Source organism: Streptacidiphilus sp. BW17, from assembly GCF_041262485.1.
Lineage (GTDB): Bacteria > Actinomycetota > Actinomycetes > Streptomycetales > Streptomycetaceae > Streptacidiphilus.
Genome location: NZ_JBGCCR010000001.1, coordinates 95,275 through 116,153, shown reverse-complemented (window position 1 = coordinate 116,153; position 20,879 = coordinate 95,275). Strand labels below are relative to the sequence as shown.

Here is a 20,879-nt window from a genome sequence, read left to right as displayed (position 1 = left end):
CGGGGGTTCCCGGCAGTCGCAAGAGTTCTCATCGGGCGATCTTCAGACAACCTGGATGAGTCGGATGCTTCCCGGACAAGCGGATCGGTGCTTGACGTGGCGAGCACTTCCCAAGTTTCTCGGTGCGTCCAGGAAGCTACCGAAGGTCAGGTCGGACAATTACCTGCCGAGTCCACCACCGCGATCATGGCTGGATCCATATGCCGACAGCTTGCGATGTTTGCCCTGTGGCCGGCTTCCACGGATCCTGAAAGGCTTTCTACAGGCGACAGTTGGAGGGGTAAGCCTTGAAGCAGCCAGCGCTGCGCGCGGATGATCCGCAGATTGTCAGGCACACGCGTGACCTGGTCGAGTTCCTACGGGAGTTCGTGCGCAGTTCCTACAAGCCGGTGCGCGACTGTTCGAAGTACAAGCAGGTGCTCTGGCTTGCCGAATGCCCCGACGAGTTCGCACCCGCGAAGCTGGCAGCCAGTGGGGTGCTGTTCAAGGTCAAGCACTATCCGGTACGGCCCGCGCCGACGGTTCCCGACGTGTTGCAAGGCTGGATCGAGCCGCAGGACGTGGCCTCCGCGACAACCGGGGACCCGCTTCTGGCTGAGGTCGGACCCGGCCGCGGCTATGCGGAGGACGAGGACGGCAACACCTACGAGATCGACGAGATCGCCAGGGAAGACGCCCTGGACGTGCTGAACGCCTACAGCCGCTGGCTTCCCGAGTGGAGGCGCTGGGCGCAGCGTGAGCAGGCGGAAGAGCCGTATCGGCAGCTACACCGCCGCCTCTACCGCATGGCGACCCAGATCCAGCGAGAGGGAGAGGTCTTCGAGGCAGTCCTGAGTACTGGACTGTTGACCTTGGACCGTGGGAGCAAGAGAGAGCGGGTGCACAGGCATGTTCTGACGGTCCCCTTGGTGCTGGCTGTGGACCCGACGACGGTTCACATCACCGTCTCGCTGTCGGACGGTGACAGCCCGAGGCTGGAGGACGGGGATTTCCTGGACGAGACCCACGGCTACACCGCGCAGTTGCTGAACGCGCTGCGGTCCCGGGTCGAGGAAGACACCTTCCACCCTCTATCCACGGATGCCGTGGAGGTGCTGCGTTCCTGGTGCGAGCGGGCTTTCGGCATGGAGCACGCGGCCCGTTTCGACGATTCCTGGAGCCGCCCGGACGAGACTTCCCCTGCCGAGCCGAGCGTCTCGTTCACGCCGGCGATCGTTCTGCGCGAGCGTGGCCAGGGGGCGCTGGTCACGTTCTACGACGGCATCGCCCGCCGCTTGGCTCAACCGGGCGCCGTGAGCCCGCTCGGGCTCGCGCAATTGCTGTTCCAGATCGAGCCGGAGGACCGAACGAGCTGGGCGGCTGGACGGGCGGGAGGTTTCGAGCCCGCGCTCGGACCAGATCCGTTGTTCCCGCTCCCGGTCAACCGAGCACAGCGCGAAGTGCTGAGCAGGCTGCAGAAGGACACTGGTGTCGTGGTTCAAGGACCGCCCGGAACCGGCAAGACCCACACCATCGCCAACCTGATCTCGGCGCTTCTGGCCGATGGCAAGCGGGTCCTGGTGACCAGCGAGAAGGCACAGGCGCTGAAGGTCCTCCGCGACAAGATCCCGCAGAAGCTGCGCCAGCTCTGTGTTCTGCAGGGAGACTTCAGGTACGAGGGCGGGGACGAACTCGGGCAGTCCGTCCGGTCCCTGTCCCATCTCAGTGCCTCGGTGACAACCGATCAGCTCGCCGAACGCATTGAGGGGCACCAGCAGGATCGGTCGGACCTGGAGAAACTGCAGGCCGAACTGCGCGCGGACCTGCGTGATCTGCGGGAGGCCGAGTGGGTTAAGCACCCCGAGTCCGCAGTGGCGCCGGGGTACTCCGGGCGGCTCGCAGGGATCGTCGAACTGGTCTCCGAGCGGGCGGCGTCCTACGAGTGGCTCCCCGAGCTGCCAGCAGTTGCGTCTGCTTGTCCGCCGATCACGGCCGAAGAAGCCCAGCGCCTCCTCGGGCTTGTTGGGCGTCACGGGTTCGAGGTGCTCACTTCGAGTGCCTTCCTGTGTCCTGCCCCCGAATCCTTGCCTGCTCCGGCTCGGTTCGAGGAACTCGTGCGAAGTCTGCAGGCCGCTCTGGAGGTGTCAGGCAGCGCACCCTCGGAAGCGTCGCTGACGATGGCGGACCGAGGAGAGGAACTGATCGACACCGTCATCAGTCTCCTCGACACCGCTGAGCGGGCGCTCCAGCAGGAGGGTCTGCCAGCCGATCCGGCAACGTGGTCGCAGGACCACTGGCAGACCACCGCGCTGGTCGACGGCATGACTGACAAGCGCCAGCAGCTGTGGGAAGGGGTGCGCCGCCACTCCGCCCGCGCCACAGAGGTACGTGACCGACTACTCGGCATGCCTCTGCTGGAGGTCGTGCTCCCGCAGGTGTCGCAGACCGAAGAGCCGCACCAGCGGGCGGCTGCCCGCGAGTTCGCGCACTACCTGAGGACGAACGGCCAACCGAGCAGGTGGGCGCTGAAGAAGCCCTTCCACAAGCAGGCTCGTCCTCTGCTGGAGAACTGCCGGGTCGACGGCCGTGTCCCGCAGACTGCCGAAGAGGTGGAGGCCGTGGTCGTGCACCTCGAACTGCGGGAGTGCGCGCGGCAGCTCCAAGAGCGGTGGAAGGCGTTCCCCGCTCCAAAGGTCGAGGGCGACTCCGAGGCGGTGTTGTCCGAGCTGCTGGACCGCTACACGCTGTTGCAGGCGGTGGACTCGTTCACCGGGGCGGCGCGGGCCGTGCACGACGCTCTGGTGCAGGCCGGGGTGAAGGGGCTCATGGTGCGGTCCCCGGAGCAGTGGAACGAGGTACGCCAGACGGCTGGGCGCGCGCGGTTGGTGCTGTCAGCCAGGCTGGCGGAGCGTGAACTGGCTTCCCTGAACGAGTCGCTTCCCAACCCTAGCGGCGCCGATGTACCCGAGTTGGCCGAGGTCCACCGCGCGGCGTCGAACCGTGACGCAATCGCGTACGCCCGGGCGATCGACGCTGTGGGAGCTGCCTACCTGCGGGAAGCCGACCGCAGGCAGGCGTACGAGCTGCTCACGCAGTTGCAGGAGGGGCTGCCCGAACTCGGGCGCGCGTTCGCCGCGTCACCCACGGATCCGCAGTGGCAAGACCGGTTTGCTGTGCTTGACCGGGCGTGGTCCTGGCAGCTGGCGAAGCGCTTCATGGACCGCATGCTGTCTCCGGGGCGAGAGCCGCAGCTCGAGCGCGAGCTCGCAGAGGTCGAGGCGCAGCTCAAGAGTGTCAAGGAACAGCTCGCTGCGGATCGGGCACTGCTGCACTGTCTCAGGCGGATGACCACCAGGCAGAAGCAGGCGCTCAGCGCCTACGCCACTGCGATGTCGCATGCCGGACGGGGTGCCACGGCACAGGGGAAGCGGCATCTGGCTGCGGCGCGGTCCGCGATGCGTGACGCGCGGGGAGCGGTGCCCGCGTGGGTCATGCCGCTGCGTCAGGTGGTCGAGATGCTGGATCCGGAACCCGACGCGTTCGACGTCGTCATCGTAGATGAGGCCAGCCAGGTCGGCTTGTCTGGGCTGCTGTTGCTGTGGCTGGCGCCCCGGGTGATCGTCGTTGGCGATGACAAGCAGTGCGCACCGTTCTACACCGGCAACAAGCACGACAAGATCAACCAGAAGGTCGATGAACGGCTGGCTGGCTTCACCGACTGGCAGCGGGACGGCTTCAACCCGAAATCGAACCTCTACGAGTTGCTGTCCGCTCGCTTCCCCGAGGTCATCCGGTTGACCGAGCACTTCCGTTGCATGCCAGAAATCATCAAATGGTCCTCGCGGCAGTTCTACCCGGACAACGAGTTGGTCCCCCTGCGCCAGTACGGTGCCGACCGGCTGAGGCCCCTGGAAGTTGTCCATGTGCGCGAGGGCTACTGCGAGGGGACGCGTGAGCGCCTCGTCAACCGGCCTGAGGCGGAAAGCCTGGTCGGCAAGCTGCAGGAGCTGATCAGCGATCCTGCGTACGCGGGGCGGAGCATCGGTGTCATCGTCCTGAGGTCCGGTGCGCAGACGCGGTTGCTGGAGGACCTGATCGACGCGGAGATCGGTCCTGAGGCAAGCGAGCGGCATAACATCCGAGTCGGGACCGCCGAACAGTTCCAGGGGGATGAGCGGGACGTGATCCTGCTCTCCATGGTGGTGGACGGTGACCACGTCCGGGCGCTAACCGGATTGAACGACGGCAGGCGCTTCAACGTCGCGGCGAGCCGCGGCCGTGATCAGATGTGGCTCTTCACCTCCGTGACCTCAGATCAGCTGAGTGGCAAGGATCTGCGGCACTCCCTACTGACCTACATGCAGAACCCGCCGGCCCTGCACCCCGCACCGCTGACCTTGGCGACGGTCACTCCTGATGAGAGGTGCGACCCGTTCGACTCACTGTTCGAGCAGAGGGTCTTCTTGGAGATCAGGCGGCGCGGGTACCACGTCCTGCCCCAGTGGGAGGTCGCCGGCAAGTTCATCGACCTGGTCGTGGTCGGCGAGAATGCGCGGCTGGCCGTGGAGTGTGACGGCAGCCCTCACCACGCCACCAGCAAGAAGCGCCAAGAAGACTACGAGCGTGAGCGGGACCTGCGGCGTGCGGGATGGACGTTCTGGCGAGTGCGCAGCAGCGAGTTCGCGCTGGCGCCCGACCAGGCTCTCGCCCCCCTGTGGCGCAAGCTCACAGCGCTCGATATCCGGCCGGGCGCGGCCGAATTCGAACAGTTTGCCTCTGATGGGGCGAACGCCTGGAACCCAGTCGCCTTGTCAGACGAGGTGCAGGACGCGGACGTTGATGACGAAACGACCGATGGCGAGGATCTGTCCGCTGATGACGCCCAAGGAGCCCTGACATGAGCCAGCTGTTCGACGAGAGCGTCCTCATCGAGATCGCCCACCTGATCTGTGGCGACGATTCACCACTGCTGTACCGCAAGGGCTACGAGATCGCCGGGTTCCTGCGACGTGCGAAGTGGGAGGATGTCCCCGACCCCGACGGCACACCGCGGCACCAGTGGACGCTTGGGCTGCTTCGCGAACGCCAGGAGGAAGGCGAGGGAGATGCCCTGAAGGCAGTACTGCGACTCGCCGACCGGCGTGAGTACGTCGGCCAGCCGCGCGAGTACAACGCGATGGTCGGTCGGCTGAACGAGGTTCTGGCCCTGGAAGGCTGGCGGATCGGCTACGCAGAGGGGCAACCGCTCCTCGTGCCGGCCGAGGTCGATGCCGAGGAACCGGTGCGGATGCCTAAGGTCGAACTGCAGGTCTCCGTTTCACAGGTGATCAACGACCCAGCGTTGGCGTCGGCGGTCCAGACCAGGCTCGACGAGGCGCGCACGTGCTACGAGAACGGGGCGTACACGGCAGCCGTAATCATGCTGGGCAGTCTCCTGGAGGGTGTGCTTGTGCACGTCGCCCAAGTACGCGCCGTCGCCCAAACGCTCCGAAGGCGCCCGGAGGACATGGGGTTGAAGGATCTCGTGGATCTCGCACACAACAATGGCTGGATCGAGCACGACGCCAAGCTCGCGTCGGAACTCGTGCGCCACTACCGCAACCTGGTGCACCCAGCAGCGGAGCGGCGAACCGGGCACGGCCCCAATCGCGACACGGTCGACATGTGCTGGCCGGTCGTCAACGCGACTCTCAACGACCTGGCCGCCACCGCGTCGGCCGCGCCCGCCCGGCCGACGCCCTCGGTTCCGTCCGCCTCCGGAACGAACCGCCCAACTCCGGCAGCCGTCGCCCGACCTCGACGTCCTTCCGGGCCCGCCGACGGATCGCCGAGCCGCTCGCGTACTGCGGCAGGGCCCGCACGGCCGACGACGAATCCTGGATAACCCGCAGGTTGTCCGTGTGGGCCGCCTGCTGAGCGGTCGGATCCTGGTCTCTGGTCTCATTCACACCCGTCCAGCGGGGTTCAGTCGCTTCCCAAACACCCGCTCCGCACCAGGTCAGAATGGGTCTGAGCCCCAGCGGACAGCGTTCGAGGGAAATTGGAAAGCGTGTTGGGGGAAACCCCTCATGAGTTCGAATCTCGTATCCTTCGCCACGATCGAAGGCCCGGATCGTTCAATGGTCCGGGCCCTCGTCGTTTTCGGGTGAACCTTGGCGGCACCTGTCTCCCGGTTACGCGCCGAACGCGAACGCCAGCGCACCGATCGCGACCAACATGCTCCCGCCGAATGCGGACCCGGCCCACAATGCCGCCTCGGTTGCCCGTGTCCCCAGTCGGATGCGTAGGATGAACACCAACATTCCGGCCACAACCGAGAGCAGGACCGCCACGAGCAGGCACACAAGCCTCGCCGCGGCCGCGGGGCCGGTCACAGGTGAATCCCGGCGGGGGCACGATCGAACAAGTTACGGACGACGCTGACCAGGGGTTCGTCGCAACTTGGGACGGCGAGCGCAAGCCGGCCTCGCAGAGCTGCCGAGATCGCTTGAGCGTAGGCCCATTCGCCATCGGTGAGACGGTGTCGGGGTGAGGCGTCGCCCATCTCCAGCTCGATCTCCACCGCATTGAGGGTGCCGACGGCAGCATTCCGCACCTGGGGGTGCAACTCCCCGTTTCCTCCCATCCACCACTTCTGGTCGTGCCGCTCGTTAAGCATGGCCAGCAGTACGAGAAGCCGCACCTCGTAATGCTCGGGCCCGACCATCGAGTTGCCCCAACCCCCCAGGCGCAGGGCTCGGTGGCCCTCCGGCGACGGCATGTTCACACGGGGCCGCTGCTGGAAGAGTTGCTGATACCGCGCGAGCATGTGCTCGTCCAGTACATCGACGTGGACGGTCGCGAACAGGTTGGCGAGCTGACCCAGCCGGTCCATCGATTCAATCATCGGACTCAGGCACCGGCCCGGCCAGAGCGCGTTTCGCGGCTGCACGCTGGACCGCAGCATCACTGGAAGCCGCAGCATGACGAAGGCCAGGGACTCCCAGACCTTGTGAACGAGCCACTCCGGCATCACGCGAAGTCCCCGCTTCGTGAGCCGCAGTCCGGCGACCGGAGTGGGATGTGCCGTCCGGAGGTGCTCCCCGTCGGCCTTCAGTAGACGACGGATAGTCCGTCGTTCCGCCCCGACACGCTCCAACTCGACTGCGATCTCATCGACGAAGCGGCCGATCGTGTCCATCGCGTCGGCCACGCGGTACATGCACATACGCGCCCACCCGTGGTTCGCGAACCGGGGAGCCGTGTACTGCAGAACCTCACGCAGATAGCCGACCGTTTCTACAGCGCACTCGATCGCGGGCGACTGGAGCTGCGGCGGCATAGCGTTGCCGTAAGTGTGCCCAGGCATCGTGCTTCTCTCTGGCATGCGCCGCCCGTGCCCCGGTGCATGCTCGCGAGCACGGTGGACCGAGGTGATCGCGATGACTCAACTTTCAGCTGTATCAGGCGCCATGGGCACGGGACACAACGCACAGCCGCGGCCGTCGCCGCGGCCGTGGCATCACTGTACGCCACGTTGGACAGCCACTGGGATCGATCGCTACACCGACTACTTGCCGGATGCCGTGTGCTTCGAGGTCCCAAGGGCTTCGTGCGCGTCCGCGCCTCGCGTACGAACCCTCGCCAATGTCCGCCAGCCGGGTGAGCAAGGCACCGACGCGCCGGATGCCATCGAGTAGGTTCTCCTCCAGATCTGGCCCGCTCCCCACACCGAGCCGGTCGTGATCAAGCGATGGACACCCGTCGGCTGACCTGCGGGAGGGTTGCAGTTTGGGTTGCATTCGGCCTCGTTCACGGTTGTCCAAGGCCTCCGGTATCAACTGCTGCGCCGCAGGCCAGGACGGTGGCGAACCCGTCCGGACCCTCGGACGAACAGTTGGAAAGCGTGTTGGGGGCAACCCCTCACGAGTTCGAATCTCGTATCCTCCGCAGGTCAGAGGGCCCGCACCGCTTCGGCGGCGCGGGCCCTCTGCTTTTTCGTCTCAGTTGCAGTCTCAATCGACGGCGCCGCAGCCACAGGTCACGCCGTCAGCGGCCTTCGCTATGTTCCAGGCCATGACAGGCATAGACGATCAGCACGACGCGGGAGTCGTCGGCATGAGCGCCACCTCGGACATCGTCGCTCGCGTCCGCGAACGCGCGTTCCAAGAGAGGGGCGAGCTCCCCGCTCGGGTCGGCGAGTGAGAGGTCGCCGCAGCGGAGCGCGAACTCGGCTTCCCGCTACCGCGATTGCTGGTCCGGCTGTACCAGGAGGTGGCCAACGGCGGCTTCGGTCCCGAGTACCTGCTGCTGCCCCTGGTCGGCGAGAGCCGGACAGCGGTTGCCGGGTACGGCCCTTGCGAATACTGGCCCCACGGCGTCCTGCCGATCCTGGACTGGGGCTGCGGCATGTACGCCGCGGTGGACTGCCTGGACCCAGATGCTCCGGTCCTGCTCTTCGAGCCGAACGCCGACCCCGAAGACTGGGCGGAGGCTTGGTTCACCGACTCGCCGTCACTCGCACAGTGGCTGAATTCCTGGCTCGACGGCACTGGCTGGTGAGAGGAGGAGGTCAGGATGGCCGAGGATGCACCCGAGCCCCAGCCCTGGCTCGACGCCACGAGGCGGCTCGCCTCCTAGCTCAGGCAACGAACGTACGCTATTCTGTACGCTATGAAGACGATGAGTGCGACTGAGCTCCGCAGCAATCTCGCTGCCGCGCTCGACTCTGTCGAGAACGACGCCGAGGAACTTGTCATCACCCGGGCCGGCCATGAGCCGCTGGTCGTCGTCTCCCTGGCCGATTACGCGTCGCTCCGCGAGACCGACTACCTCTTGCGCTCCCCCGCCAACGCCGACCATCTGCGTCAGTCCCTTCGGGACTACCAGGAAGGTCGCACCCAGAACCGCGAACTGATCGACCCCGAGGACGCCACCGAGCAGTCCGCATGAAGATCCAGTTCACCGACGGTGGCTGGACCGACTACCTGTACTGGCAGGCGAACGACCGCCGCCTCCTCAAACGCATCAACCAACTCATCGACGACATCCGCCGCAACGGCCGCGAGGGCATCGGCAAACCCGAACCCCTGCGCCACGAACTCGCCGGGGCCTGGTCCCGCCGAATCGACCAGGAACACCGCCTGGTCTACGTCCTAGACGAGCAGGCCGACACGGTGTGCGTCATCGCCTGCCGCTACCACTACAGCAAGTAGCTCGTTTCGCCCTGATCGCCCCGACGCGTTGGGGCCCGGGTGGGGATGTCGGCCAGTTGCAGTTCCAGTTGCATTCACCTCCGTCCGCGAGTGTCCGGCCAGCCCTCGTCTGGGCACTTCTCCGCAGGTCGGGACGGTGGCGTACTCAGCTGAACCCCCGGACGAACAGTTGGAAAGCGTGTTGGGGGTAACCCCTCACGAGTTCGAATCTCGTATCCTCCGCACCCGCCCACCAGGGCAGATGAGGACCCGGATGCTTCTGCATCCGGGTCCTCGTCGTTTTCCGGGGTTGCGGTTGCCCTCAGCGTTGTCCGCCATGGGCCGCGCGAACCCCTTCATCGGTCTGCGCGTGCGGAGCCTGCCGGAACGTGCGATCAGCCCCCGCCGATGTCGACCTGTGAGGAGGGGAAGCAGGTCGGGGCCGGGTTGGTCAGCATGACGGCCAGGCTCCCGACGGACTTGTGGAGTGCGCCTGGCGGGGCTTCGTCGACGACCAGCAGGGTGTCGCCGTGCGGGACCGCGCCGGGGTCGAGCAGGGCGACGCGGCCGTTCTTCGGGTCCAAGGACATCACCTGGCCGAGGTGGCTGCTGTCGACCGGGGTGACCTTGGTGGGGCAGGTGGCCGAGGGGGACAGTACGACGGCGGGCAACCCCGTTCGGTGCAGCGCCGCCTGGAGCCCGGCGAGTTTCGTGCCGATGATCTCTAGGGCGACGATGTGGCCGGGGCGGACCGTCACGGTGTAGCCGACATCGCTGAAGACGGGCGTGGAGTTGCTGTTCCCGGCCGAGGAGGGAGCTGGTGCTGCCTGGGGGGTGGCGGGGCTGCCGACGGCGTGGGTTCCCAGGACGGCGGCGGTGACGGCGGCGGCCAACCCGAGCGAGGTGACCGCGATACGCCTGGTGTGGCGCTGCCGGACGGGCGTCAGTGAGAGGACGGGTCGGGCTGCGGCTCGGGCGGTCAGCTCGTCCCCGAGTCGCTGCTGGAAGTTCACGGGAGTGTCCACGGGGGTGTTCACGAGGCGGCCTCCAGAAGGGTGTTCAGAGATGGATTGGTCTGCGGAGTGACGCTCTTCAGAGCCTTGCGGGCCCGGTGCAGGCGCATCCGTGCGCTGGCGGCGCTGATCCCCAGCGTCTGGGCGGCTTCACGGATGGTCAGCCCGTCGACCGCGACCAGGTCCAGCACGGCGCGCAGCGGTTCGGACAACGCCGCGTGGAGCCCGGTCAACCGCCGAGCGGTGCGGGCCGCGTCGATGCGGGCCTCGATCGCGGCGACGTCCTGCTCGTCGAGCATCCGGTGGCCGGCGATCTGGGAGACAGCGCGCCGCTCTCGGGCGCTGCCACGGAAGTGTGTGGCCAGGACGTTGCGGGCGATGCCGTACAGCCAGGCCGCGGGCGTGCCCCGCCGGGCGTCGTAGCTGTCCACCTGTTCCAGCGCGGTCATGAAGATGTCGGCGGTCAGGTCGGCTGCCAGATGCACGCTGTCGGTACGCCGGGTGACGAAGCCGAGGACCGTGGCGAAGTTCTGCTGGTAGAACTCGGCGAACCCGGATGGGTCTGCCACGGGTGGGGCTATTGGGTGCTCCGTGGGCACGGACGCTCCTTGGGTCGAACGAGTGACTGCCTACGTCTCTACTTGGCTCCAGCGCCGAAAAGCGTCACATGATCCCATCGAGGGCCCAGCGGCGGATCGGCTTTCCAGTTCGCGCGCGGAAGCGGAGAACCACAGCTCAGACACCGTCTGGAGGCGGCCTGCACAGAGCAACTTGGGGGAAGGGGCCGCTCAACGAGCTACCGACGTCCCGCTGAGTAGTCGAAGTGATCCGGTACGACGTGTCGACTGACCAGACTGGAAGCCGTGACCATCCCCCGTAGACCGGAGAGCCTCTCCACACGCACCGCGACCACGGATCAGGTGTGGTACGCGGCCTATGGCTCCAACATGCACTTCGACCGCCTCAACTTCTACCTTGCGGGTGGCCGACCTCCGGGCGGTGCACGTACCTACCCGGGATGCCGTGATCCGCGACCGCCGCAGCAGATGATCCCCGTCATACTGCCTGGTCAGCTCTATTTTGCTTTGGAGTCAGGGGCGTGGACGGGAGGTATGGGGTTCTATGACCCGCTCGATCCCGGGGAAATGCCGGCACGGGCGTACCTCGTGACGGTCTCGCAGTTCTCTGACATCGCCGCGCAGGAGATGTACCGGGAACCCGGGGCGGATCTCGACCTCGGCGACGTGCTCGCCGTCGGTCGGGCAACGATGGGGGAGGGGCGATATGAGACGTTGGTCTGCCCTGGTCTGGTGGACGGCTACCCCGTACTGACTTTCACAGCGGCATGGCGGAGGTCCGAAGCCTCACTCAACAAGCCGTCTGCTGCCTATCTCCTCAACTTCGCCTCCGGGCTGCGGGAGTCTCACGGATGGGACACCGCGCAGATCGCCGACTATCTGGCAAGCCGTCCAGGCGCGGTCGGCGCGTGGGCGCCGGCGGAGATCGCAGGACTGCTCAGTACCTCGTAGCGTCTCAGCGTGAACCGTTGCCCACCCCGATCCCGATCCCGACCCCGATCCCGACCCCGAACCTGACCCCGACCCGCCCCGGCCGAACGGAGTGTCAGTCGGTGGGCAGGTGTGCCGCAGTTGGCAGGGCTCGGTGGAGGTGGGGGTTCTGACCTACGATCACCGCGTGGCCGACCTCCTCGAGCATGGGGAGGTCGGACGGGTGGTCGCCGTAGGCGTAGCAGTCGGTCGGGGCGACGTCGGGGTGCTCGGCGAGGATGCGGCGGACGGCGGCGCGCTTCGCCTCACCGATCATCGGGGGGCCGGTGATCTCGCCGGTCAGTCGGCCGTGCTGGATGGCGGGTCGGGTGCACAGTGTGTGGGCCGCGCCGATCGCCTTCGCCACGGGAGACAGCAGCGGAGGGAAGGAACCCGAGACCAGGACCACGGTCGCGCCCTGCTCCCGATGGCGACGCAGGGCCTGCAGGGTCGCGGGGATGAAGAGGTCTCCACCTCGTGTCTGTTCGGCGTACCAGCGGCGACCCCAGGTGTGCAGGGCGGTGGCCGTCTCCCCGCGCCACGTGCGGTAGTAGGTGCGGTTGAGCGCGGCTCGGGGCTCGCCCGCGGCGATGCGGGCCGCGAGGTGCCGCAGTACGGTGTCGGCGCGCTCGGCGCCCGTGCTGCCATGGCGCCCTGCGAAGTAGTAGGGGAGGAAGTCGATGAGGCTCTTCGGGCGGATCAGGGTCTCGTCGACGTCCGCGAAGACGAGGTAGGGCCGCGGGGTGTTCATGCCGGCTCCACGGTCGAGGTCAGGGTCATCTCGTCTGCTTCCGGTATGAGGACCGTCGACGCATAGCTCTCGGCGGCGGTGTCCAGCCGGAGCGCGCCGTGGGCGGTGACCGTGTGCACGTCGCGCCAGCAGCGTTGCAGCACACCGGTGTTGTCGCGGACGTGTGCGCCGCCGGTGCGGAGCAACCGCTCGACCGCCGTCACCAGAAGGTCGCTCGCGAAGGCGGCGTCCTTGCGGTTCCTCGCGACCGTGGCGGGAGTCGGGTGCTCGACATCGGCCCGGTCCGCCGCGCGTTCCAGCAGCAGCGCGGCGGCCTCGATCTCGGTCGAGGAACGGGCCAGCGTCTCGGCCGCCGGACCCGCGGTCTGAGCCGCAGTCTGACCTGCGGTCTGGGCCGCGGTCTGGGCCCGCGAGGTGCTGGCCCAGGTCATCCACGCGTGCAGGGCGTGTCGGGCGGCGCCGAGGGCGGGAGCCGCGAGGAGCAGTGGTCCGCCGAGCATCGCCGGCGCGGAGTGGCAGCGCGAAAGGCCTGGCCCGCTCGTCCCGCCGAGCAGTGTCGTGAGCGGTGCGCTGCGGTAGTGGGGCAGGTCGACCTCGGGGAGGACGACGCTGTGGCTGCCCGTTCCACGCAGTCCGGTGCTGTGCCAGGTGTCCTGGATGCGTAGCAGCTCGGTCGGCACGGCGAAGACGCGCACTGTCACGTCGCCGCTGAGACCGCGGGGTTGCTCGCCGTCGACATCCCCGCCGCGGACATCCTCGGCGTGGACGGGTGCCGCGAGCAGTACCCACTGCGCGTGCTCGACTCCGCTGACGCAGTGCCACTCGCCGCGCAGTGACCAGCCCTCGGCCGTGGCGGTGGCGCTTCCGCTGGGCGGCATCAGAGCGGCTGAGATCCGTACGTCGGGGCCTGCGCCCCAGATCTCCTCCTGGCATTTCTCGGGCATGAGGGCGGCGTAGCGGCCGTGTGTTGCCCAGAGACCGGCGCACCAGGCCGCCGAGGCGCAGTCGTCGGCCAGCGCCGCGACCTGGGTCAGGAGCTCGGCGTAACCTCCCGCTCGGCCTCCCCAGCGGTGTGGGACGAAATGCCCGGGGAAGCCCGCGGTGGTGACGGCCGCGACGGTGTCGGGGTGAAGTATGCGGTCCCGGTCCGCCGCTGGGGCGTGCAGAGCGGCTGTTGCGGCGGCCTGCCCCAGGGCGGTCACACTGGCGGATGGCACGGAATGCTCCCTGTGAGTCGGGTCCTGTTGTGGATGTACATAAAATTCGTTCATGGCGGTATGTTTCATTCGCAACGATTGCTCTGTGGAAGGGAGGACGTTGTGAAGCAGGATCGTTCCCGGCGTAGCCACGACCGGATCCTGGCTGCCGCCGCGGTGGAGTTCTACCGCTACGGTTTCGCGGCAGCCGTCCTGGAGCAGATCGTCGAGCAGGCCGGTCTGACCAAGGGAGCCCTGTATGGGCACTTCGCCTCCAAGCGACAGCTCGCTGACGTGCTGATCGACTATGTGGACGAGGTGGCCGCAGCCCTGGTGGCCCAGGCTCCGCCGGGACAGCCCGTGTCGACCGCGCTGGGCCGGTTGTTCGGCGCGTTCGGGGAGCGGATCGCCGTGGACGTGCGCTTCAGGGCCGGCCTGCGGCTCTGCCTGGAGGAGGCCCGGGCCGCGGACAGCGAGCCGATGGTTGTCGCGACGGTGCGGCAGGGTGTGCGGGCCGTCTGCGAGGTGGCGGGCCCGGAGGGCCAGCCCCGATGGGCCGCGGACACAGAGGCGGTGGCCGATCTGGCTCTCGCTCTGCTTTTCGGCTTCTGCGGCCCGGGGCTGGGCTCCACGGTCGAGGATCTGCCCGACCGGCTCCTCCGCATCCAGGGCGTTCTGCTGCTGTTGGCGGAGGCGGCGACGTGACGTGGGGGCACCGCTGACGGCTCCGGCGCGGAGCACGTCAATCGTTTGAGGCGGTGTCAGGCCGGTGGTGCTCCGGCTCAGCTCGCCAACAGGGAGGGGGAGTCGACCGCGCGTCCGGATGCGGCGGACCGGATCCACTCGGCGGTCGCGGAGGCGATGACGCGGTCGTCCTGACGGGCCTCGATCAGCAGGCTGTTGACCACGGCTGCGTGCGGGCCGTGAGCTGCCTGCGTGTGCGGGTGCGCCACCAGCTCGATCGGCTCGTCGAGTTCGGCGAATGCCAGGCAGTCGGTTCGGACCGCGGTCAGTGCGCCGGGGCCGCGGTCGGCGTCGAACGGGCCAGGGCCGGCATCGAACGGGCCACGGTCGGGATGGAACGGACCGCGTGCCGCATCGAACGGGCCACGGTCGGGATCGAACGGGCCGCGTGCGGAGTCGAAGAGCGCGTGACCGAGCTGCCGGAAGCCTTCCAGCAGGACCATCAGCGGGATGTGGTCGGTCGCGTGGTCGAAGAGGATGGCGTGGTCGGGATCCGCGTCGAGCAGCCATGCGCCGTCGGGCGTCCGTTCCAGCACGCTGTCCTTGTCCCGCAGCCTGCCCACCTCGCGGGCGGGAAGGCGCCGGGCTCCCTCGCGGGCGCTGGGCGAGGGGAGTTCGGCGGTGCGGCCGGACCGGCGCCGCAGCATGCCGTAGCGGCGATCGTCCACCGCTACGACGGAGAGTGAGCCGTGGCCGCAGGGCAGGCCGCCCACGGTCAGGACTGCGTCCAGGCGCATGCCGTGCCGCTTCGGCTGGTGCCCGTCGGTCCAGCTCCACGTGGCCTCGAGGACGAGTGGCAGCGGGGCGCCCGCGACGCGCAGCAGTTCCGGCTCGGTGATCTCGAAGTTGAGGTCGCGTCCGATGAACCGATGGCCGATCGGAACCTCGTGGTACTCGTGTGCGAGGTACACGATCGTCTGCCGGATCGTCTCGGCGAAGAGCAGTGGATCGCTCTGCCCGCCGGGGTCCGGGGCGTACAGGGCGTGGTCGCGCGGCCACTGGGCGGCGACGAGGAAGTGGTCGTCGGACACCTTCACTGCGTCGGTGAGGAACACCTCCGCCACCGCCGCCCGGTGGACCAGGTGCCGCGGGACCGGCCTGAGAAACGTGAGTCTCGGGTCGACTCCCGACTCGCTGACCCCGAGCAGGCGGCCGGTGTCGACTAGGGTCTGTCCATTCACGTTGGAGCGCATGGTATAAATCCCCCTGAAATGGGCACGAGCTTACGAACGAGCATTCGAATCGCAGGCGGTGCAGAAGGAAAATATACCTACGAGAAGGTATATTGCAAGCAAGAACAGTGCCAGGAGGAAACGTGACGCCGACTGCTGACATCGGACCGGACCGGGGGAGCCGCGCGACAACCAACGCGAAGGGGGACGCACTCAAGCAGGAACGCGCGCTGCGCACGCGCGAGGCCGTGCTCAACGCCGCCGCCCAGGCGTTCGCCGACAAGGGCTTCCCCAGTGTCACCGTGCTCGACGTGGCGCAGTTGGCGGGAGTGACGAAGGGGGCCGTCTACTTCCATTTCGCCAACAAGGAGGGGCTGGCTCTCGCGGTGGCCGACGCGTTCTATCGCCGACTGCCGCGCATGGCCCAGGAGGTGACGAGCCTTGGACTCTCCGCGCGCGACACCGTGACGGAACTGCTGACCCGCACCGCCGTCGCGTTCGCGGACGACATCGTGACCCGGGCCGGTGCGCGGCTCCAGATCGAGCGGGCGTTCATCGACGCCGCGCTGCCCACCCCGTATGTGGACTACGGCGAGATGCTCACCGCCCTGCTGGTGCAGGCGCAGCGTGACGGGGAGGTCACGTCCGAGATCGCGCCGGAGGTGCTCTCTCGGGTCCTGGTCTCCGCGTTCTTCGGCGCGCAGCACATCTCCTGGGTTCTGAATGACCGTCAGGACATCCGGGAGCGCGTGGACGAGGTGCTGGCGGTGGTGCTGCGCCGGAGTTGATGCGGCAGACGTGTGCCACTGGATGTGGCGCACGTCACTCCGTGGGCTCTCGAAATATACCTTTGCGAAGGTATTATTTTGAGCGTTCAGTTCGGAGCAACGGGTAAGGAAGGAGTGGCATCGATGTCTCACGAGCATCTGGAAGTGGCGATCGTCGGGATGGGGCCGCGCGGCTTGTCCGTGCTGGAGCGGTTGATCGCACGCCTGGCCGCTGCGGGGGAGTCCCGCCCGGTTCGGATCCGCACCATCGACCCGGGAGAGCCGGGCGCCGGCCGGATCTGGCGTACGGATCAGCCCCTATGGCTGTTGATGAACACCGCCGCCGGGGAGGTCAGCCTCTACTCGGGCGAGCCGGACGGAGGGCCCTGGCGGGCCGGGGCCGGCCCCTCGCTCCACGCGTGGCTGTGCGAGGAGTATGCGCAGGGCCGGTACGAGTCCCTGGACGACGCGGAGCCGTCGTCCAACACCTATGCGCCGCGCCGCGTGTACGGCCGCTACCTGCGCGACGTCTTTCGCCACATCACCGCGAACCTGCCGGCGCAGGTCACCGTCGAGGCCGTGCAGGGCCGGGTCGGTGCCGTCCGGCGCGGGGAGGACGGCGGGTACGTCCTGTCCGTCGGCGGCCGACCGGTCCGCGCCGACAGGGTGGTCCTGGCCACCGGCCACCCCCGTACCAAGGCAGGCGCGCTCGACCGCGACCTGCTCGACTTCGCCTCTCGCCACCGGGGTGTCCGCTATCTGCGGGGTGACTCCGCGGCCGACATGGATCTGGACTTCATCGAGGCGGGCCAGCAGGTCGCCGTCCTCGGTCTCGGCCTCACCTTCTACGACGTGGCGGCCCTGCTCACGCTGGGACGCGGCGGGCGCTACGAGCAGACGCCGGACGGACAGCTCGTCTACCACCCCTCGGGGAAGGAGCCGCACCTGGTGGCCGGGTCGCGCAGCGGACTTCCGCTGCTGGCCCGCGGCCGCAACCAGAAGGACGCCCACTACCGCTACACGCCGCTCTTCTTCAGCTCGGAGGCGGTGGCGCAGGCCCGTGCCGACGCCATGGCTGAGGCGGGGACCCTCCAACTGAGGTTCCGTCAGCACGTGTTGCCGTTGGTGCTGCGTGAGGTGGAGCACGTCTACTACCGCACGCACATCAGCCGTCGCGACGGCGAGACGGCCGCGCAGGCCTTCACCGCCCGCTACCAGGGTGTTGCGGACGACCCGGGCGAGCTGGGCAAGCTGCTCGCCGACACCGGGCTGTCCGATGTGCCGCCGATCGACCTGGAGGCAATGGCCAGACCGTTCAGCGGCGAGGAGTTCACCGGACCGGATGCCTTCCACGAGCGGCTGCTGGCGGTGCTGCGCAGCGACGCCGCCGAGGCCGAGGCGGGCAATGTCGACGGGCCGCTGAAGGCAGCGCTGGACATCCTGCGCGACACCCGCGGCGTCATGCGGGAGGCCGTGGAGTTCTCCAGCCTGCACCCCGAGTCGCAGCGCGACGAGTTCCTGCGCTGGTTCAACCCCATCAACACCATGGTCTCGGCGGGGCCCCCGTCCGTGCGCATCCGGCAGACCGTCGCGCTGATCGAGGCCGGGGTGCTCACCGTGGCCGGGCCCGACCTGCGCATCGAAACCGACGAGGACGCGGGGCAGTTCGTGCTCTCGTCACCCCGGGTCCAGCAGTCCGCGACAACCGCGCGGGTGCTCATCGACGCCCGGATCCCGCCGGCGAGCCTTACCGCTGACGCGTCCCCGCTGATGCGTCAGCTCGTCGCCGACAGCCTCGCCTCACCGCACGTGAACATCAGCCCTCGCGACGGCGCCCGGTTCACCACCGGGGCACTGGCTGTCACCGGCAAGCCGTTCCGCGTCGTCGACGCGGCCGGCCGGCCTGCGCCAGGCCTCTACGCGCTGGGCATCCCTACCGAGGAACTGCGCTGGTTCACCCAGATCGGAAACGGCCGCCCCGGACCGATGGTCGCCTTCCACAGCGACGCGGACGCCATCGCCGCCGACCTGCTCGCCGAGCCCCGCCGGCCCGGACACACGCAGCTCCACCACAACCTGCCCGCCACCCGCCTGCCCGGTCTCCAGGCGGCCGTCCGAGCCACCCGGAGCGAATGACCATGATCGGTCACAATCCCGACGCGACCCGCGAGTTCATGGCCGCCCGCGACCTCCTCCTGGAGCTGCGCGAGGACCACGACGCCGCCGTGGCGCGCTTCGACTGGCCCCGCCCGAGCCGCTTCAACTGGGCGCTGGACTGGTTCGACCAGGTCGCCGTCGGCAACACCCGCACCGCGGTCCGCCTCGTCGACGCCTTCTCCGGGCACACCACCGGTGGTGTGCCCGTGGCGACCGGCGTCAGTTACGCCGAACTCGCCGAGCGCTCCAACCGGGTCGCCAACTGGCTCCGGGCACTGGGCACCCGGCGAGGCGACCGGATCCTGCTCATGCTGGACAACCAACTCGCGGTCTGGGAGTCGGTCCTGGCCGCGATGAAGCTGGGCGCCGTCGTCATACCCACCTACACCTCGATCTCCGGCGCCGACCTGGCGGACCGTCTGACGCGCGGTCAGGTCACCCACGTCATCACCGAGGAGCATCTCACCGACCGGTTCGAACCGGCGCCGCCGCACCTGGTGCGGATAGCCACCGGCGACCGCCTGCCGGGCTGGCACTGCTACCAGGACTCCAACGCCGCCCCCGCGGGCTTCGTACCCGACGGCGACACCCTGGCCGGCGACCCGCTCTTCGTGTACTTCACTTCGGGCACCACCTCCGCGCCCAAGATGGCCGCCCACACCCACGCTTCCTACCCGATCGGACACCTGTCCGGGATGTACTGGAACGGGTTGGTCCCCGGTGACGTGCACGCCAACATCTCCGCGCCGGGCTGGGCCAAGCACGCCTGGTCCAGCTTCTTCGGCCCCTTCAACGCCGAGGCCACCGTCCTGGCGGTGAATCTGCCGCCCGGCGAACCGCACCGTCTGCCGGGGATCCTGGACAAGGAGCGGGCGACCAGCCTCTGCGCGCCGCCGACCGCCTGGCGCACCCTGGTCCAGCACGACCTCGGCCGCCGCCCGTCCGCGCTCCGCGAACTCTCCTCCGTGGGCGAGCCGCTCAACCCGGAGGTCATCGAGCGGGTGCGTGCCGCCTGGGGCCTGACGGTGCGTGACGGCTACGGGCAGACCGAGGTCACGGCGCTCGTCGGCAACACCGCCGGGCTCCCCGTCCGCCCCGGGGCGATGGGCAAGCCGCTGCCCGGCTACCCGATCCTGCTCATCGACCCCAAGACCAAGCGTCCCGCGGACGAGGGGGAGATCTGCATCGACCTCTCCCGGGCTCCGGCCGGGGTGATGACCGAGTACCTCGGCGATCCGGCCAAGACGGCGGCCGTCTTCGCGGACGGCTACTACCACACAGGTGACATCGCCCACCGCGACAGCGACGGCTACCTCACCTACGTGGGACGCCGCGACGACGTCTTCAAGTCCTTCGACCACCGCATCTCGCCGTTCGAGCTGGAGAGCGTGCTGCTGCGGCACCCGCTGGTCGCCGAGGCGGCCGTCATCCCGGTGTCCCACCCGGTGGGGATGTTCGTCCCCAAGGCGTACGTGGCACTCGCGGCGGATGCCAGCCCGGACCGGACGACGGCGCTCTCCCTGCTGGAGTTCGCGGCCGAGGAGCTCGCTCCGCACCAGCGGATCGCCTCCGTCGAGTTCGCGGACCTCCCCAAGACCACGTCGGGGAAGATCCGCCGTGCGGAACTCCGCGCCGCCGAGGAGGCCCGCAGGGCCGGGCGGGCGACCTCCCGGGCCGACGCCACCGACGCCACCGACGTCGAGACCACCGAGTGGCACTCGGACGACCTGCTCGGCGGCGTCCTCCAGTCCGCTCCGGGCCTGTGACACAAGCCAGTTGACGTCCTTCGCCTGACGTCCTTCGCCTGACGCCCTCCGGGCGGTCACCCGCCACGCTCTCGCGCGCTTCGGGCAGCCCCCCGGAGCCCGTCGCACCTACCCGCATCCACGAAAGGGACCAGACAGTCATGTCGGAACTCGAGTACATCCCGCAGCCGCGCCGCGTCGAGGTGATGACCGACCTCCTCGGCGAGGGCCTGGTCAACGGCCAGGTCGAGTGGCGCCCCTACGTCCAGCCCGGCCGGGAGGCCGTGGACGTCCGCTGGCTCTACACCGGCGACGACACGGGACCGGACGGCGCCGAAGCGTACATAGCCCACTTCCGGCCCGGTGCACACGGCGACCTCCACCGCCACCTCGGCTTCGAGCTGCTCTTCATCCTCGACGGCGAGCTCGTCAACGACAACGGCGACCGGTACCAGCCGGGGACGCTCGTCGTCGAGCACCCGGACAGCATCCACCGCGTCTCCAGCCCGAAGGGTTGCAAGATGCTCGTGATCCGCGAGAAGCGCACCCTGCCGCTGCGTCAGGGCGAGCTGCCCGACACCGCACTCGCCCTCGACGGCGCCCCGCTGTCCACGCCGGCGGCGTGACCTGGGAAG

17 protein-coding genes and 1 pseudogene are annotated in these 20,879 nt (G+C 68.4%); 12 read left to right on the top strand and 6 right to left on the bottom strand.

The genetic code is table 11. From position 1 onward, the window contains the following. The first annotated feature begins 287 nt into the window (after nt 1–287). Both ABH940_RS00495 and ABH940_RS00490 read left to right on the top strand, forming a co-directional pair. Nucleotides 288–4,880, top strand: coding sequence for an AAA domain-containing protein (locus ABH940_RS00495; protein WP_370103864.1), 4,593 nt, complete (start codon nt 288–290; stop codon nt 4,878–4,880). Further along, a complete protein-coding gene (locus ABH940_RS00490) occupies nt 4,877–5,863 on the top strand; it encodes a hypothetical protein (protein ID WP_370103863.1) in 987 nt (328 codons plus the stop codon). The genes ABH940_RS00495 and ABH940_RS00490 overlap by 4 nt, the downstream gene beginning before the upstream one ends. A gap of 486 nt (nt 5,864–6,349) precedes the next feature. On the opposite strand, the gene ABH940_RS00485 is transcribed toward ABH940_RS00490, so the two are convergent. After that, nucleotides 6,350–7,300 (bottom strand): hypothetical protein, encoded by a 951-nt coding sequence (locus tag ABH940_RS00485; protein WP_370103861.1) that lies wholly within the window; start codon nt 7,298–7,300, stop codon nt 6,350–6,352. Between the two features lie 734 nt (nt 7,301–8,034). Between ABH940_RS00485 and ABH940_RS00480 the strand changes: the two genes are divergently transcribed. The 4 genes and pseudogenes from ABH940_RS00480 to ABH940_RS00465 all read left to right on the top strand — a co-directional run bounded on the left by ABH940_RS00480 (nt 8,035) and on the right by ABH940_RS00465 (nt 9,173). After that, nucleotides 8,035–8,163, top strand: a complete 129-nt coding sequence (locus tag ABH940_RS00480) for a hypothetical protein (RefSeq protein ID WP_370065353.1) — start codon at nt 8,035–8,037, stop codon at nt 8,161–8,163. Nucleotides 8,164–8,175: 12 nt separating this feature from the next. After that, nucleotides 8,176–8,520: pseudogene (locus ABH940_RS00475) on the top strand (SMI1/KNR4 family protein); the annotation flags it as partial. A 120-nt stretch (nt 8,521–8,640) separates the two neighbouring features. Beyond that, nucleotides 8,641–8,910 carry a type II toxin-antitoxin system Phd/YefM family antitoxin gene (locus tag ABH940_RS00470; protein WP_370065355.1) on the top strand — a complete coding sequence of 90 codons (270 nt, stop codon included), beginning with the start codon at nt 8,641–8,643 and terminating at the stop codon, nt 8,908–8,910. After that, nucleotides 8,907–9,173, top strand: coding sequence for a Txe/YoeB family addiction module toxin (locus ABH940_RS00465; RefSeq protein WP_370065357.1), 267 nt, complete (start codon nt 8,907–8,909; stop codon nt 9,171–9,173). Before ABH940_RS00470 ends, ABH940_RS00465 begins: the two co-directional genes overlap by 4 nt. Before the next feature lie 374 nt (nt 9,174–9,547). Here ABH940_RS00465 and ABH940_RS00460 read toward each other — a convergent pair whose 3' ends face one another. Both ABH940_RS00460 and ABH940_RS00455 read right to left on the bottom strand, forming a co-directional pair. Then, nucleotides 9,548–10,189, bottom strand: a complete 642-nt coding sequence (locus ABH940_RS00460) for a hypothetical protein (protein ID WP_370065359.1) — start codon at nt 10,187–10,189, stop codon at nt 9,548–9,550. Beyond that, nucleotides 10,186–10,734, bottom strand: a complete 549-nt coding sequence (locus ABH940_RS00455) for an RNA polymerase sigma factor (protein ID WP_370065361.1) — start codon at nt 10,732–10,734, stop codon at nt 10,186–10,188. Before ABH940_RS00455 ends, ABH940_RS00460 begins: the two co-directional genes overlap by 4 nt. 294 nt (nt 10,735–11,028) lie before the next feature. Between ABH940_RS00455 and ABH940_RS00450 the strand changes: the two genes are divergently transcribed. Next, nucleotides 11,029–11,694, top strand: a complete 666-nt coding sequence (locus ABH940_RS00450; RefSeq protein ID WP_370065363.1) for a histone deacetylase — start codon at nt 11,029–11,031, stop codon at nt 11,692–11,694. 94 nt (nt 11,695–11,788) lie between these two features. On the opposite strand, the gene ABH940_RS00445 is transcribed toward ABH940_RS00450, so the two are convergent. After that, complete coding sequence (locus ABH940_RS00445) at nt 11,789–12,463, bottom strand: HAD family hydrolase (RefSeq protein WP_370065365.1); 675 nt, start codon at nt 12,461–12,463, stop codon at nt 11,789–11,791. Continuing rightward, nucleotides 12,460–13,680, bottom strand: coding sequence for an oxidoreductase (locus ABH940_RS00440; RefSeq protein WP_370103859.1), 1,221 nt, complete (start codon nt 13,678–13,680; stop codon nt 12,460–12,462). Before ABH940_RS00440 ends, ABH940_RS00445 begins: the two co-directional genes overlap by 4 nt. A gap of 102 nt (nt 13,681–13,782) precedes the next feature. Between ABH940_RS00440 and ABH940_RS00435 the strand changes: the two genes are divergently transcribed. Further along, nucleotides 13,783–14,364, top strand: a complete 582-nt coding sequence (locus ABH940_RS00435; protein WP_370065369.1) for a TetR family transcriptional regulator — start codon at nt 13,783–13,785, stop codon at nt 14,362–14,364. 77 nt (nt 14,365–14,441) lie between these two features. On the opposite strand, the gene ABH940_RS00430 is transcribed toward ABH940_RS00435, so the two are convergent. Continuing rightward, nucleotides 14,442–15,584, bottom strand: coding sequence for a ScbA/BarX family gamma-butyrolactone biosynthesis protein (locus ABH940_RS00430; RefSeq protein ID WP_370103857.1), 1,143 nt, complete (start codon nt 15,582–15,584; stop codon nt 14,442–14,444). Between the two features lie 134 nt (nt 15,585–15,718). On the opposite strand from ABH940_RS00430, the gene ABH940_RS00425 reads away from it, so the two are divergent. The 4 genes from ABH940_RS00425 to ABH940_RS00410 all read left to right on the top strand — a co-directional run bounded on the left by ABH940_RS00425 (nt 15,719) and on the right by ABH940_RS00410 (nt 20,870). Beyond that, nucleotides 15,719–16,363, top strand: a complete 645-nt coding sequence (locus tag ABH940_RS00425) for a ScbR family autoregulator-binding transcription factor (protein ID WP_370065373.1) — start codon at nt 15,719–15,721, stop codon at nt 16,361–16,363. Nucleotides 16,364–16,486: 123 nt separating this feature from the next. After that, nucleotides 16,487–18,478 (top strand): FAD/NAD(P)-binding protein, encoded by a 1,992-nt coding sequence (locus ABH940_RS00420; protein ID WP_370065375.1) that lies wholly within the window; start codon nt 16,487–16,489, stop codon nt 18,476–18,478. 2 nt (nt 18,479–18,480) lie between these two features. Continuing rightward, nucleotides 18,481–20,265 carry an AMP-binding protein gene (locus ABH940_RS00415; RefSeq protein WP_370103855.1) on the top strand — a complete coding sequence of 595 codons (1,785 nt, stop codon included), beginning with the start codon at nt 18,481–18,483 and terminating at the stop codon, nt 20,263–20,265. Between the two features lie 140 nt (nt 20,266–20,405). Continuing rightward, a complete protein-coding gene (locus tag ABH940_RS00410; protein WP_370065379.1) occupies nt 20,406–20,870 on the top strand; it encodes a cupin domain-containing protein in 465 nt (154 codons plus the stop codon). The last annotated feature ends 9 nt before the right edge of the window (nt 20,871–20,879 follow it).